Annotated in this window: 12 protein-coding genes; 5 read left to right on the forward strand and 7 right to left on the reverse strand. The window is 64.6% G+C overall.

What is annotated here, in order from left to right; translation table 11 throughout:
- Positions 1-244: 244 nt before the first annotated feature.
- Positions 245-523 (forward strand): hypothetical protein, encoded by a 279-nt coding sequence (locus OKW37_RS32705; RefSeq protein ID WP_429403401.1) that lies wholly within the window; start codon positions 245-247, stop codon positions 521-523.
- Here the strand turns inward: OKW37_RS32705 and OKW37_RS32710 are convergent.
- Positions 512-1,762: an arsenic transporter gene (locus tag OKW37_RS32710; RefSeq protein WP_429403402.1), complete on the reverse strand. Its 1,251-nt coding sequence runs from the start codon at positions 1,760-1,762 to the stop codon at positions 512-514. The genes OKW37_RS32705 and OKW37_RS32710 overlap by 12 nt on opposite strands.
- A gap of 273 nt (positions 1,763-2,035) precedes the next feature.
- Between OKW37_RS32710 and OKW37_RS32715 the strand changes: the two genes are divergently transcribed.
- From OKW37_RS32715 to OKW37_RS32725, 3 genes are all read left to right on the forward strand, one after another.
- A complete protein-coding gene (locus OKW37_RS32715) occupies positions 2,036-2,599 on the forward strand; it encodes a cytochrome b (protein WP_429403403.1) in 564 nt (187 codons plus the stop codon).
- Positions 2,600-2,715: 116 nt separating this feature from the next.
- Complete coding sequence (locus OKW37_RS32720) at positions 2,716-3,291, forward strand: YceI family protein (protein ID WP_090810112.1); 576 nt, start codon at positions 2,716-2,718, stop codon at positions 3,289-3,291.
- A gap of 48 nt (positions 3,292-3,339) precedes the next feature.
- Positions 3,340-3,921, forward strand: a complete 582-nt coding sequence (locus tag OKW37_RS32725) for a YceI family protein (protein ID WP_184065285.1) — start codon at positions 3,340-3,342, stop codon at positions 3,919-3,921.
- Positions 3,922-3,953: 32 nt separating this feature from the next.
- Here OKW37_RS32725 and OKW37_RS32730 read toward each other — a convergent pair whose 3' ends face one another.
- Positions 3,954-5,534 carry an EAL domain-containing protein gene (locus OKW37_RS32730; RefSeq protein WP_429403404.1) on the reverse strand — a complete coding sequence of 527 codons (1,581 nt, stop codon included), beginning with the start codon at positions 5,532-5,534 and terminating at the stop codon, positions 3,954-3,956.
- A gap of 279 nt (positions 5,535-5,813) precedes the next feature.
- Between OKW37_RS32730 and dinB the strand changes: the two genes are divergently transcribed.
- Positions 5,814-6,980: a DNA polymerase IV gene (dinB, locus tag OKW37_RS32735; protein ID WP_184065303.1), complete on the forward strand. Its 1,167-nt coding sequence runs from the start codon at positions 5,814-5,816 to the stop codon at positions 6,978-6,980.
- Here dinB and OKW37_RS32740 read toward each other — a convergent pair.
- The 5 genes from OKW37_RS32740 to OKW37_RS32760 all read right to left on the reverse strand — a co-directional run bounded on the left by OKW37_RS32740 (position 6,947) and on the right by OKW37_RS32760 (position 15,363).
- A complete protein-coding gene (locus OKW37_RS32740; protein WP_184065306.1) occupies positions 6,947-8,419 on the reverse strand; it encodes a heavy metal sensor histidine kinase in 1,473 nt (490 codons plus the stop codon). The genes dinB and OKW37_RS32740 overlap by 34 nt on opposite strands.
- Positions 8,416-9,102 (reverse strand): heavy metal response regulator transcription factor, encoded by a 687-nt coding sequence (locus tag OKW37_RS32745; protein ID WP_018424874.1) that lies wholly within the window; start codon positions 9,100-9,102, stop codon positions 8,416-8,418. Before OKW37_RS32745 ends, OKW37_RS32740 begins: the two co-directional genes overlap by 4 nt.
- A gap of 146 nt (positions 9,103-9,248) precedes the next feature.
- Entirely contained in the window at positions 9,249-10,784 is a 1,536-nt protein-coding gene (locus OKW37_RS32750) for an efflux transporter outer membrane subunit (RefSeq protein ID WP_429404350.1), read from the reverse strand.
- Positions 10,785-10,834: 50 nt separating this feature from the next.
- Positions 10,835-12,061 (reverse strand): efflux RND transporter periplasmic adaptor subunit, encoded by a 1,227-nt coding sequence (locus OKW37_RS32755; protein ID WP_429354071.1) that lies wholly within the window; start codon positions 12,059-12,061, stop codon positions 10,835-10,837.
- A 23-nt stretch (positions 12,062-12,084) separates the two neighbouring features.
- Positions 12,085-15,363, reverse strand: coding sequence for an efflux RND transporter permease subunit (locus OKW37_RS32760; protein WP_429403405.1), 3,279 nt, complete (start codon positions 15,361-15,363; stop codon positions 12,085-12,087).
- Positions 15,364-15,499 lie beyond the last annotated feature (136 nt).

Genomic DNA, 15,499 nt, shown 5'->3' on the forward strand with positions numbered 1-15,499 from the left:
TAGGACACGCGCCTCGCGGGCACGCCTGGTGAATTCCCGTTGTCCCGTTGAAAGGTGGAGCGCCGCGTAAAGCTTGCATGGAGTTTGCCGCTTCTTACCATCGCGCACCGCGCCAGGCGCGCGCCCGATGTGGCGCTCTGCGCCGGCACGGCTGATATTGACTACATATAGGCGGGATGGAACGGACCTTGCAATCCCTGTCAGGTTCGCGCCCCTATCCCACCTTCTTTCCTGGACCTTTGTGATGAGCTACCAAGATATCGACAAGGAAATCGCCCACCTCGAAGTCGTTTTCAGCGCGCTTTCTGGGCGCGACCGTTTTCCGTTGTCGTACTGGCATCGTCGGCTGCATGCGTTGAACCGTTCGTCGATGGTGCCCGCGCAACGCCAGCGCGTCGCCCACCTCGAAGCAAGGCTGCGCTCGGTCGGCGCGCGACTGGACGAGCTCGCCGGCGCGACGCGCGTCGGTTCCTGCACAAGCCCGCTGATGGCGGGCGGGTCCGGCATCCGTTCAGCCAGTTAATATCCGCGCCCCAAGCGCCAGCACGAGCGCGGGCACCATCACCAGCGCGCCGACTTTCAGAAACTTCATGAAGCTGACGTCTTCGCCTTCGCGGCGAATCGCGTTGAGCCACAGGATCGTCGCGAGCGAGCCGGTGATCGACAGGTTCGGCCCGAGGTCGACGCCGATCAACAGCGCGTCGATCACGCGCTCGGGGCTATGCGCCTGCATCACGGTCGAACTCGCGATCAAGCCGGCCGGCAGGTTGTTGATCAGATTGCTGAGGAACGCGATGCTCGCGCCGGCCCACCCGGCCGCTTCCATTTCGTTGTGTTCGGTCGCGCGGCGCAACGCACCCGCGAACAGGTTGATCACACCGGTGTGATCGAGCATCTCGACCAGCACGAACAGCCCGGCGACGAGCGGCAACACGTTCCACGAAATTTCGCGCATCATCGGCAGCGGCGATCTGCGCTCCTTGATCAGCACGACGAGCGCGGTCAGCGTGCCGAGGATCGCGGTCGGCAGGCCGAGCTGGATGTCGTAGGCGGAGACCGTCAGCAGCGCGCCGGCCGTCACCGCGATGCCCGCGAGCGCGACGCGCCCGCTCGCCGAGAGTTCGACCGCGTCGAGATTTGCCTCGCAGACGCCAGCGAGCGCCTCGCGTTGCGTCCAGCGCAGCATCACGAAGGTCGCGGCGATCGACAGCACCGACGGCAGCGTGAAGCGCAGCATCCACGGTCCCAGCGGCGGCGTGTGATTGCCGTACAGCACGATGTTGGCCGGATTCGAAATCGGCAGCACGAAGCTCGCCGCATTGGCGACGAACGCGCAGACGAACAGCAGCGGCAGCGGCGGTGTCTTCGCTTTCTTCGCCGCCGCGAACACGGCGGGCGTCAGCACGACGGCGGTGGCGTCGTTGGAAAGAAACGCGGTGATCACCGCGCCGAACAGATACACGAGCACGAACAGCTTGCGCGGCGAACTGCGCGCATGATTGACAGCGAGCACCGCGACCCAGTCGAACAGCCCTTCGCGGCGGCCGACTTCGGATAGCAGCATCATGCCGAACAGGAACAGATAGACGTCGGTGCCCTTGCCGATCGCTTCGACCGCGAGATGCAAGGGCAATAGGCCGAGGGCGACGAGCAGCACCGCGCCGGCGACGGCCCACACGGCTTCGGGCCATTTGAACGGCCGTGTGATCACGCCGGCGGTGGCGAGCGCGGCAATACTCCAGGAAAGAAAAACGGAATTCACGGCTTGACGCCCGGATAATGGGTTATGTCGGTGGCTGCGCAAAGCGCGCAACCTGTTGTTCGGGGCAACAAATTACCACAGCGGTACCACGGCGAGCGCTCCATAGCAGTGTGCGTGCCTTCATGCGCGGACCTTTCAGCGCGCATACCTCTCGACACGATTAACATCACCGCAACAACGATCTGTTCCCGCCCACCCGCCTATTCAGTTTGAATGGGCATCCCTACTATCCGCATTCTCACGCGGTTGCTCGCGAGCAACGGATAGAACACGATGCAAACACACGCTTGCGCTCCCACGCGCTACCACGGCGCGGCGATCGCGCTGCACTGGCTGGTCGCCGCGCTGATGATCTGCGGCTTCTATATCGGCTGGATCATGACCGATATCCCCGGCCTCACGCCGACGAAGCTCAAGTACTTCTCGTGGCACAAATGGATTGGCGTGACCGTGTTCGCGCTGGCGCTGCTGCGGGTGCTGTGGCGCGCGACGCATCGCGCGCCCGCGCTCGATGCCGCGACGCCCGCGTGGCAGAAGGCCGCCGCGCATCTGGTGCACGGTCTGCTGTATCTGCTGATGCTCGCGATTCCGATGTCCGGCTACTTCTACAGCTCGGCGGCCGGCATTCAGGTCGTGTATCTGGGCATCGTGCCGCTGCCGACGATCATCGGTCCCGACCACGCGCTGAAGGCCGCGCTGCGCACGGTGCACGTGCTGCTCAATTACGCGCTGCTCGCGCTCGTGATCATGCACGCGCTCGCGGCGCTCAAGCATCAGTTCATCGATCGCGACGGATTGCTCGCGCGCATGGTGCCGTTTCTGAAGACCCGCGCATAACGATATGACGGCTTGAAGAAAGTCACAACTCCTGTCGATTGGTTACGACTGGTTGGCAATCAAATTCCTCGCGGTGTGCAATCAGGCCGCGAAGCTCGGATAGGATGCGTACCATCATGAAGACACCTTTTTATCTCTCCACTCGTCGCGCGACGCTCGCTTCTTTGGCGGTGCTTGCGCTGCTCGGCGCGAACCTCGCGCACGCCGACGTCGACCTCGCGAAAAGCAGCGTCATCGCCACGACCAAACAGATGAACGTGCCCGTCGACGGCAAGTTCAGGAAGTTCTCCGCGCAACTGAATTTCGATCCGGCGAAGCCGGCTGCGGGCAGCGCGAACGTGTCGATCGACACCGCGAGCTACGACCTCGGCGCCGACGACTACAACAAGCAGGCGCAAGGCAAGGAATGGTTCGACAGCGGCGCCTTCCCGAGCGCGACCTTCGTGTCGAGCTCGATCGCGCCGGCCGGCGGCAACCAGTACAAGGTGACCGGCAAGCTGACGATCAAAGGCAAATCGCAAACGGTCGTCGTGCCGGTCGTGATCGCGAGCCAGGGCGCCACGCAAACTTTCGACGGCTCGCTGCCGATCAAGCGCACGCAGTTCGACGTCGGCACCGGCGAATGGAAAGACACGTCGGTGGTCGCCGACGAAGTCGTCATCAAATTTCATCTGGTCGCGGCGAAGAAATAACCCACCACGCCGCAGCACCGCCTTACCCTTCGACCTCTGGAGTCCAACTTGAAGCAATCCTTCCTGCTCGCCGCCGGCGCGCTCGCCGCTGCATGCTCGTTCAACGCGATGGCCGCCGCCGAAACCTACCTGCTCGATCCGACGCACACGTCGCCGAGCTTCGAGACCGACCACTTCGGCGGCCTGTCGATCTGGCGCGGCAAGTTCCAGAAAAGCAGCGGTACCGTCGTGCTCGATCGCGCGGCGAAGACCGGCACGGTCGAGGCGACAATCGACCTGACCTCGGTCGGCATCGGCAACGACAAGCTCAACGAGGAACTGGTCGGCGACAAGTTCTTCGACACCGCGAAGTTCCCGACCGCGACCTACAAGGGCACGCAGATCCGCTTCGACGGCGACAAGCCGGTCGAAGTGATCGGCACGCTGACGCTGCACGGCGTCACGAAACCGGTCAACCTGAAGATCGAATCGTTCAAGTGCATCCAGCACCCGATGCTGAAGCGCGAAGTGTGCGGCACCGAATCGGTCGCGACGTTCAATCGCGACGATTTCGGCATCGATTTCGGCAAGGCGTACGGCTTCAACATGAAGACCACGCTGCATATCCAGGCCGAAGGCGTCAAGCAGTAAGCGCATCACGCCCGGCACGGCCGGGCGCCGAACTACTGGATCGCGGGCTGCGCCGGCGCGTGCGACGCGCGGCGCGCCTCCAGCCACGCGACCAGCTCCTCGCGGCGCATGGCCTTCGCGAACAGCCAGCCCTGTCCGTACTGAACGCCTCGGCGCAGCAGATACTCAACCTGCTCGTCGCGCTCGATTCCCTCCGCCACGACTTCCACCCCCAATTCGTGCGCCATGTCGATGATATGCGGCGCAACGATGCTCGACGCCGCATCCCGGGCGATCGTGTCGACGAACGATTTGTCGATCTTCAGAGCGTCGATCATGAAAGTCTGCAAATAGGCGAGGCTCGAATAGCCGGTGCCGAAATCGTCGATATAGACCGGGTGGCCGGCGCTTCGGAAGGCCGCGATCGTCTGCCGGGTCGCATCGGCGTTCAGGCAACTGCGCTCGGTCGCTTCGATCCTGATCTGCGCGGGACGCAGGCCGGTTCCGGCGAGCCTCGCGGTGATCAGGTTAAGAAAGCGCGGCGTGCGCAGATCCTCGCCGCTCACGTTGACCGACACGTAGAACCACGGCCGCGAACGCAATAGCTCTGTCAGGTCGTGGAGCGCTTTATCGAGCACGAGGTCGGTCAACGACTGGATCAGGCCATGCTGCTCGGCCAACCCAATGAAAATATGCGGCGAGATCTCGCGTCCGTTCAGATTCCATCTGGCCAGCGCTTCGACACCGACGCATTCGTTGGTCGCGAGACTCACGATCGGTTGATAGGCGACGTCGATGATTTTGCGCGAGATCGCCCATTCGAGCGATGCCCGGAACGACACCTGTCGCGAGATCCGTTTGAACGCGAACCAGCCGAACCCGGCGCCCATCGCGACGCCTATCGACAGCCACGTCGCCAGCAGGCCGGGCCAGTCTCTCAGCAGGCTGGTGCGCCGGCCCTTGACGACGACGCCAAGCGCGCGCGTCGCCGAACGTGCGACCGCGTAGTTCCATTCATCGCTATCGACGCGCCCCGCCCGCTTCCATGCATGGAGCATCTCGTCGGGGTCCGCGCCCGTCGACAGCGCGACGATCGAGTTCAGGCCGGTGTTGATCGTGGCGATGGGCCTTCCCGCCGGATCCATCACATCGACGTATGACTGCGGATCGATTGACACGTACTCGCCGTTGCGCCCGATCTGTATATCCTCGCGCACGTCGCTGAGTGGATTCTTTTGCTGGAACCAGACCAGGTAGCCGTCGTTGCTTCGCCAGCGCGGCGGCGGCAGTTCGACATTCTGCGTCCGAACGTCGCCGAACAGCGGCGAGCAAAGATAGCGCCCGTCGCTGTACGCACCTGCGTCCCGGACGTAGCGGTAGTTGAAAATCACATGGGCGGCGCGCTCCAGGTATTGCGGCGAACACGGCGCGCCGTGCTCGGCCTGCAGGTCAGCGATCGCCGCAAAACCCTGATACGTGACGAGTTCCGTGCGCATCACGGCCTTTTCCGCGTATTGGCGCAAATCTCGCTGCTCGCGGCGTGTGACGTCTTCGTTCGCGATATAGATGCTGATCAGGACCGGCAGCACCGTTGCGGCGCAGCCGAGTGCGATATACGCCGAAATCAGCGACATGCGCTGGATCATCTGTCGAGCCCCGTGGTGAAGCGGTCGCGGCGAAACCCGCCAGGAGCGGCAGCAGCCCGGCATGGACCCCGTACGCAAGCGGCGGAGTTCAGTGTCAAGCATAGTTTCTGAACCCGCATTTTCAACAACGCGTCGAACGACACGCGTGCGGCCGGCCGCGCCGGCCCTGACCGGCGGCGAGCGCGGCAAGGTACCATTACGGGCTGGCGGCGTCGCGACGCGCGCCGTCACCGCTTTCGTTTATTGCCATCGCCCGCTTCAACTCCCATGAATTCGCCAACCCGCCGCATCGCGCACCTCGACATGGACGCGTTTTACGCGTCCGTCGAACTGCTGCGCTATCCGGAGTTGCGCGGGCGCGCGGTGGTGATCGGCGGCGGGCGCAACAGCGCGCCGCAGGTGCTCGAAGACGGCAGCAGGCGCTTCGCGAAGCTGCGTGATTACGCGGGCCGCGGCGTCGTGACCACCTCGACCTACGAGGCGCGCGCGCTCGGCGTATTTTCGGCGATGGGCATGATGAAGGCCGCCGCGCTCGCGCCCGACGCGATCCTGCTGCCGACCGACTTCGATTCATACCGCCACTACTCGCGTCTTTTCAAGGCCGCCGTCAGGACGTTCACGGACCGCATCGAGGATCGCGGCATCGACGAGATCTATATCGACCTGACCGACCTGGCGGGCGAACCGGCCGACATCGGCCGGCGCATCAAGGACGCCGTTCATCAGGCCACCGGTCTCACGTGTTCGATCTGCGTCGCGCCGAACAAACTGCTCGCGAAGATCGGCTCCGAACTCGACAAGCCTGACGGCCTGACGATCCTCACGCCGGCCGATATACCGCTGCGCGTGTGGCCGCTGCAGGTACGCAAGGTCAACGGCATCGGCCCGAAGGCCGCGCAGAAGCTGACCACACTCGGCCTCGCGACGGTCGGCGATCTGGCCGCCGCCGACGCCGGGTTGTTGCAGGACAACTTCGGGCGCAGCTATTCCGCCTGGCTGATGCAGGTCGCGCAGGGTCACGACGAGCGGCCCTTGGTGGTCGAATCGGAGCCGAAGTCGATCAGCCGCGAGACCACGTTCGAGCGCGATCTGCATCCGCGCCACGATCGACCGGCGTTATCGAGCGCGTTTACGGGGCTGTGCGTGCGTGTCGCCGACGATCTCGTGCGCAAGGGTTACGTGGGCCGCACGATCGGCATCAAGCTGCGTTACGACGACTTCCACACCGTCACGCGCGACCTGACGCTCGACGAACCGACCGCCGACGCGACCGAAATCCGCCGCGCGGCGACCGAATGTTTGCGACGCGTGGAGTTGAACCGCAAGCTGCGGCTATTGGGCGTGCGCATCAGCACGCTGACGTCGGCCAGCGAACAGGCGCTGAAGCCGCGCCTGCCGGTTCAGGCCGACTTGCCTTTCGCGAGCGACGAATAGGCGCTGTCGCCGGCGACGCCGGTCGCGTTCGCACGCATGGCCGGCACGTCGCCTGACGTGGACAGCGCCGACGCCGCCACCGAAAACGAGAACGTGTTGATGCCGTTGGCGCTGTGCGCGGACACGGTGCCGCGATGCATCTCCGCGATCGCCTTCACGATCGCGAGCCCGAGCCCGTGGTTTTCGCGGCTATTGGTGCGCGAGACTTCCGCGCGATAGAAACGGTCGAACAGATGTTCGAGGACGTCCGGCGCGATCGGCTCGCCAGGATTTGCCACGGCGACGCGCACCTGGTCGCGCATCGGTCCTTTCCCGCGCGCGATCGTCACGCTGATCGACGCGCCCGGCTCGCAATGCTGGATCGCGTTCATCAGCAGGTTCGTGCACGCGCGGCCGAATAGCGACCGGTTCACGCGCGCGAACGCATCGCCGTGCAACTGCGCATGCACGTGCGCCTCTTCGAGCGGAATCTCCAGAAACTCGAGCGTATGCGCGAGTTCCGCCGCGAGCGACACCTCGACGAGCCCCGTCGCGCGTTCGCCCTGATCGGCGCGCGCGAGGAACAGCATGTCGTTGATGATCGTGCGCATCCGCTCGAATTCTTCGAGATTCGATTGCAGCGTGTGGCGCAGATCGTCGACCGAGCGGTTGCGGGTCAGCGCGACCTCGGTCTGGCCGATCAGGATCGTGACCGGCGTGCGCAGTTCATGCGCGACGTCCGCGTTGAACGATTCGAGCCGGCCGTAGGCGCCGTCGAGCCGTTCGAGCGCGCCGTTGAACGAGTTCGCGAGGTCGTTCAGTTCGAGCGGCAGCGACGCCGTATTGAGCCGCTGCGAGCGGTTGTTCGGGCTGACCGCCGATGCGTCGCGCGTCAGACGCGTGAGCGGTGCGAGACCGATGCGCGTGACCGAGTAGCTGAGCAGCAGCACCGCGAGACTGCCGAGCGCGGACAGCGCCGCGAGCGCCGAGCCGAACACGCGCATCGTGCGCAGGTTCGGTGAATAGCTCGAGGCGACCTGCAACTGCACCGGCGGCCGCGCGGCGTTGGCGGGCAAGGTCACCGTCGAGGTCAGCATGTCGGGGCCGCCGCCCGCCGGCGCGATGCGCGCATAGCCGCCCGGCCAGCTCTTCGTGACAGTGCCCTGCACCGGCGTGCCGAAGTGATAGCTCGGGTCCGCGCTCGTCACCGAGTACACGGTGCTGCCGTCGTGCGGCGTCATGTCGGTGAGTTTTTCGCGGCACATCCGCCATTTTTCGGGCGTCACCGCGTGATAGACGATGATGCGCGCGATCTGCGTGCGATCGTCGAGCGACTCGCGCAGATGATGTTCGAGCTGCGTGCGCAGCACCAGAAAGAGCCCCGTGCCGACGAGCGTAAACACGAACAGCGCGACCAGCGCGAACATCGACGCGAGACGGCGGGCAATCGAACGGTTCATGATGTCTCGGCCTCTTCGCGCACTTCGAGCACGTAGCCCATGCCGCGCACCGTGTGCAGCAGCTTCGACGGGAACGGGCCGTCGAGCTTCGCGCGCAGCCGCTTGATCGCGGTTTCGACGACGTTCGTGTGGCTGTCGAAGTTGACGTCCCACACGAGTTCGGTGATCGCGGTCTTCGACAGAATGTCGCCCTGACGGCGCGCGAGCACGCTGAGCAGTTGAAACTCTTTGGCGGTCAGGTCGAGGCGTACGCCGTCGCGCGTCGCGCGGCGGCCGATCAGATCGACGAACAGATCGCCGACGGAAATCAACGTGGATTCCTGCGAACGCGTGCGGCGCGCGAGCGCATGCAGACGCTCGACCAGTTCGAGGAACGAGAACGGTTTGGTCAGGTAGTCGTCCGCGCCTTCGCGCAGGCCGCGCACGCGGTCGTTCACGTGATCGCGCGCGGTCAGCATGATGACCGGCGTCGACTTGCGCATGCGCAGCGCCTTCAGCACGCTGAAGCCGTCGCGCTTAGGCAGCATTACGTCGAGGACGATCACGTCGTAATCGAATTCGGTGGCCAGATGCATGCCTTCCTCGCCGTCGAGCGCGACATCGACGACCCAGCCCTGCTCTGTCAAACCGGAGCGCAGGTAGTCCACCACCTTGTGCTCGTCTTCAACGATCAGCAATTTCATCCGCGTCCCCTGTCGACCGGAGTTAGTGCTCCAGCACTTACTCCGGTCCCATGCCACTTGTGGCGGTCAACTGTCCATTATACGAAACGCCCCTGATGCCTCGCGCCGATCCCACTCCCTCGGCATGGAAGCTCGGCCGGGGCGATTCAGTGTGCAGGAGCCGGCATCTCCTTCTGCTGCGCGCCGCCGGCTGGCGCTTGCTGCGGCGATGCCGTAGCACTGGCGACGTTCGCTGTCCCGTTCGTACGGGTAGCCTCGTTCCCGGCCATTGCGCCACCTTGCGCGCCGCCCTCCCAGCCGCCGCCGAGCGCCTTCACGAGCGCCACCGACAGCGTCAACTGCTGGCCGTGAATCTGCACGTCCGTGCGCTCGCTGGTCAGCAGCGACTCCTGCGCGTCGATCACGTTCAGATACGCGACGAGGCCGCCCGAATAGCGATCGTTCGCGAGCGACAGCAGCCGCTGCGCGTCCTCGACCGCCTCGCGCGACTGCTTCGCCGCGCCGTCGAGCACCGACAGTCCTGTGATGCCGTCCTGTACCTGCTGGAACGCGCTCAGCACGGTCTGCCGATAATTCGCCTCGGTCGCCTTGTAGCCCGCGCTCGCGTACTGGACGTTGGCCGCGCGCCGGCCGCCGTCGAAGATCACTTGACCGACCGTCGCGCCGAGCGTCCACATCAGCGTCGGCGCGCTCAGCAGATTGGCGAACTCGGTGCTCTCCCAGCCGATGCCCGGCGTCAGCGTGAGGCTCGGGAAGAACGCCGCCTTGGCCACGCCGATCTGCGCGTTGGCCGCCGCCATCGCACGTTCCGCCGAGGCGACGTCGGGACGCCTTTGCAGCACGTCGCTCGGCACGCCGAGCGGTACGGTCGGCGCCTTGATGTCGAGCACCTTCGGCTCGATCGCGAACTGCGGTGCCGGCACGCCGACCAGCGCGGCGATCGCATGCTCGAACTGCGCGCGCTGATTGAGCAGCAGTTGCGCCTGCACGCGCGTCGAATCGAGCTGCGATTTCTGCTGCAGCACGTCGAGGCCCGATACCGAACCGAGATCGTGCTCGGTGTTCACGTAGTCGAGCGCTTTCTGCTGCAGCTTCACCGACTGGTTCAGCACGTCGATCTCGCGGTCGAGCTCACGCAGCGAGAAGTAGTCGGTGGCGAGGTCGGTCGTCAGCACGAGGCGCGCGTTCGCGAGATCGTCCGCCGACTGTTCGGCCGACGCCTGCGCGCCCTCGACCTGACGACGGATGCGGCCGAACAGATCGGTGTCGTAGCTGATCGTCGGCCCGAGCTGGAGGTTGTTCTGCACCGTCGATTCGGTCGGCGTCGCGTAGTTCGTCAGCGGCCGGTCGTGCGAAATACGGAAGCGCGAGGCCTGTGCGTTGAAATCGACTTCCGGCACGCGCTGCGCGCTGGTGTTCGCGAGCGTCGCCTTCGCCTGCTCGTAGTGCGCGCTCGCCGCGGCGAGCGTCTGGTTCTGCGCGAGTGCCTGGGTTTCGAGCGTCGCGAGCGTCGGGTCGGCGAAGCCCGTCCACCAGTCCGGCGCGATCGGCGCATGCGACGGCGCGGCGACGCGCCAGAACGAATCGGTGTGCCATTCGGGCGGCACCTCGGCCTGCGGCCGCTGATAGTCCGGGCCGACCGTGCACGCGGCGAGCAGCGCCGCGCCGGCGCACGCGCTCAGCGCGGTGAAGACAGTGCCACGCGTACGCGCCTGGCGTGAAGCCGCGAACGTCACGACGCCCCCTTGCCGTTCTTCTGCAGCGGCTGCACCTGCACGTGATCGCCATCGGCAATCGAATCGCTCGGGTTGACGATGATGCGATCGCTCGGCGAGATACCGCTTTCGATTTCGAGCTGCTGTCCGAGGTCCACCGCGATCACGACCTTGCGCAGGCTCACGTTGCCCTTTGCATCGACGACCGCGAGGCGCGGACCCTCCGCGCGAAACAGCAGCGCGTTGCCGGGCACCGTGAGACGCGCATGCGCGGCGGCCGGCACCGCGACCTGCACGTACGCGCCGGGGCGCAGCTTGTCGTCGGGATTCGGCAGCGTCACTTCGATCTGCAACGAGCGCGTGGGTACGTCGATCGCGCCGGATATATGCGTGATCTTGCCGTTGAACTGCTGGCCCGGCAGCTCGGCCTGCGTGACCACGACCTTCTGCCCGACCGCGACGTTCTGCGCGTAGGCCTGCGGCAACTGCACGTAGACGCGCAACGGGTCCGATTGAGCAAGCGCGAACAACGCACGGCTCGTGCCGCTGCCCGCGTCGATCAGATCGCCGACGTCGACGTTGCGCTGCGTCACCACGCCGGTAAACGGCGCGACGATCCGCTTGAACGATTCGAGCTGCTGCAGACGCTTGACGTTCGCATCGGCGGCCGCGAGATTCGCGAGATCCTGCGTGTAGGTGCTTTGCCGTTCATCGAGCTCCTGCTGCGACACCGCATCACGCTGGCGCAACTGCTGCCAACGGTCCAACGAGCTCTTCGCGAGCGCGAGGCTCGAATTGATCTGCTGACGCTGTGCCAGAGCCTGCGCGAGTTCCTGGTCGATTTCCGGCGTATCGAGCTCGGCGAGCAGTTGCCCCTGCTTCACGTGGGTGCCGATGTCGGCGTACCAGTGCAGCAGATAGCCGGTCGCGCGTGCATAGATCGGCGACTCGACATAGCCGCGCAGCGTGCCCGGCAGCAGCGTGTCGCCGCCGCCCTCGGTCTGGGTCGGCATGACGACGTTCACGTACTGCGTGGCATTCTGCTGCGCGATCGCCGCGACTTCGCGGTTTTGCAGCACGTTCGCGATCACGGTGCGAAGTGTGCCTGCCACGAGCAGCACGAGCACGATCACGACGGCGATCTTCGCGCGCTTCCATTCGCGATGGCGCGGCGGCAGCCGGTGCTCTCCTTCTTCGGTTTCCCGCGCGGGGATCGCTAGCGATGCATGAGTTTTTTCGGTCATCTCAGTCAACCATCGTTTAACTTTTACGCGGGCGTCGCCGCACTGCTGGGTTCCGGTGCGGGGGTGTCACTATGGCCGCCACTGCCACTGCCACTGCCACTGCCACTGCCACCGCCATCGTCGCCAGCGTCGCCACCGTCGTTGTCGTCGTCGCCGCCGTTCTTATGACGGCGCGCGAGCCACGAATGAATTCCCGCAAACACGAGCGGCACGAAAAACAGCGTCGATACGGTCGCGAACAGCAACCCGCCGATCACCGCGCGGCCAAGCGGCGCATTCTGCTCGGCGCCTTCGCCGAGACCGAGCGCCATCGGAATCATGCCGATGATCATCGCGAACGCGGTCATCAGCACCGGACGAATCCGGCTCGCGCCGGCTTCGAGCGCGGCCGTGAGCGGCGGTGCGCCGGCCGACAGCCGCTGGCGCGCGAACGCGACCATCAGAATACTGTTCGCGGTCGCGACGCCCATCGTCATGATCGCGCCGGTCAGCGCCGGCACGCTCAGATGGGTGCCGGTCAGGAACAGCATCCACATGATCCCCGCGAGCGCCGCCGGCAACGCGCTGACGATGATCAGCGGATCGACCCACGACTGGAAGTTCACGACGATCAGCAGATACACGAGCACGATCGCCATCGCGACGCCGATGCCGAGCCCAAAGAACGAACTGCGCATCGTCTGTACCTGGCCGCGCACGGTGATCGTGCTGCCGCGTGGCAGCGAGCCGCGCACCTCGTCGACGATCTTGTCGACCTGATTCGCCACGCTGCCGAGATCGCGCTTTTCAACGCTCACATACAGATCGATCACCGGACGGATGTTGTAATGCGTGACTTCCGCGAACTGGCTCTTCGGCGAGATCTGCACGAGGTTGCCGAGCAGTTGCGTCGGCCCGTTCATCGTGGCCGAGACCGGGGTGCGCAACAGTTCGTCGATCGAAGACACCTGGTACTGCGGCGTCTGCACCGCCACCTTGTATTCCACGCCGTTCCTGTTGTTGACCCAGAAGCCCGGCGACGTCTGCGAGCTGCCCGACAGCGAAACGAGCACGTTCTGCGCGACGTCGTTCGCGGTCAGGTTCAGTTGTTGCAGGCGGGTACGGTCCATGTGCAGATCGATCACCGGTTCGTCGAGCTTCTGCTGGATATGCGTGTCGACGGTGCCGGGAATCAGTCGCACCTGCTTCAGCAGCTTGCGCGCGATGTCGAGGTTGCCCGGCTGATTCGCGCCCGAAATCTGCACGTCCACCGCGGCAGGCAGGCCGAAGTTCAGGATCTGCGTGACGATATCGGCCGGCTGAAAGAAGAACTCGACGCCCGGGAAACGCTGCGGCAGGATCGCGCGCAGCTTGTCCATGTAGATCTGCGACGGCTTGTGGCCTTCGTTCAACGCAATCTGGATCTCGCCGTCGAGCGTGCCCATCGTGCCCGCATTGCTATACGACAGGTTGATGCCGCTATACGGTACGCCGAGGTTGTCGAGAATCGTGCCCAACTCCCTGGGCGGCACGACTTCGCGGATCACCTTTTCGACCTCGTCGGCAAGCCGCGCGGTCTCCTCGATACGCGTGCCGGTCGGCGCGCGCATGTGCAAGCGGATATCGCCCGCGTCGACGCTCGGGAAAAAGTCTTCGCCGAGCGTGAAGAACAGGCCCATCGACAGCACGCAGAAACCGAGGAACAGCGCGCCGAACATCTTGCGACGCACGAGCAGGCTGCTCAGGATCATGATGTAAGTCGCACGCATGCGCTCGAAGCCTGCGTCGAAGCGGTGATACAGACGCATGAACAGATTCGGCTTCGTGCCCGCCTTCGGCTTGTGCGCGTGGCCCATCAGCAGCATCGCGAGCGTCGGCACGAGCGTACGCGACAGGATGTACGAAGCGAGCATCGCGAACACCACCGCTTCCGCGAGCGGCACGAATAGATAGCGCGCGACGCCGGTCAGGAAGAACATCGGCACGAACACGATACAGATACACAGTGTCGAGACGAGCGCCGGCACTGCGATTTCGCCGGCGCCGTCGAGAATCGCATCGTGCAGATTCGTGCCCAAGTGCAGGTGCCGCTCGATGTTCTCGATCGTCACGGTCGCGTCGTCCACCAATATGCCGACCGCGAGCGCGAGGCCGCCCAACGTCATGATGTTGATGGTCTGCCCGAGCGCGTGCAGCACGATCAGCGACGACAGAATGGACAGCGGAATCGAGATCGCGATGATGCAGGTGCTACGCCAGTTGCCGAGAAACAGCAGGATCATCGCGGCGGTCAGCGCGGCGGCGGCCAGCGCTTCGCGCACCACGCCCTGCACTGCCGCCTTCACGAACACCGACTGGTCGAACAGCGCGGTGATCTGCAGATCCGGCGGCAGCGCGGCGCGCGCGGCCGGCAAAATGGCTTTCAACGTATCGACGATCGACAGCGTCGACGCGTTGCCGTTCTTCAGCACCGAAATCAGCACGCCGCGATGACCGTTCTGCCGCACGATGTTGGTCTGCGGCGAGAAGCCGTCGCGCACATGCGCGACTTCACGCAGGTAGGTCGTCGCGCCGTTGACGGTGCGCACCGGAATGTCGTTGAGACCTTCCAACGTCGGCGGCGACCCGTTCATGTCGATCGTGTATTCCTTCGGCCCGATCTTGGCCGTGCCCGTGGGCAGAATCAGGTTTTGCGCGTTGAACGCGTTGACCACGTCGGCAGGTGTCAGGCCCTTGGCCAGCAGCGCGCGCGTGTCGAGGTCGACCGAGATCAGCCGCGATTTGCCGCCATACGGATACGGCACGGCCGCGCCCGGAATCGTCACCAGTTGCGGTCGCAGGAAGTTCAGCGCGGTGTCGTTGAGATCCTGCTCCGAGAGTTTCGGACTCGACAGGCCGAGCTGGATGACTGGAATGCTGGAAGCCGAGTAGCTGATGACCAACGGCGCGGTGGCGCCCGGCGGCATCTGCTTCAATTGCGCCTGCTCGATGGCGACCGTCTGCGCGATCGCCGTCTGGATGTTCGCGTTCGGCTGCAGAAACACCTTCAGGATCGCGATGCCGGGGAGCGATTGCGATTCGATATGTTCGATGTCGTTGACCGTCGTGGTCAGACTGCGCTCGTTGACCGACGTGATACGGGTGGCCATGTCTTCGGCCGACAGCCCCGTATACGTCCAGATGATGCTGACGACCGGAATGTTGATATCCGGCAGCACGTCGACGGGCATGGTGAACAGCACGAAGGGCGTCGCCAGCACGATCAGAATTGCCATCACGATGAACGTGTATGGCCGCTTAAGCGCTACGTTGACGATCCACATTGAAACGGGCCAGAGAAAATGCGGGTGGAGGGAGGGATTGAATCTGCGCCTATGCTAGATCGATGGTACCAACGCCTGCATGGCATGAAAATGGCGAAATCGTCAGGAAGCTTGTTGAAAGCAAATGCGCCATTTT

Origin of the sequence: Paraburkholderia sp. MM5482-R2 (genome assembly GCF_050436125.1) — a bacterium.
GTDB lineage: Bacteria > Pseudomonadota > Gammaproteobacteria > Burkholderiales > Burkholderiaceae > Paraburkholderia > Paraburkholderia tuberum.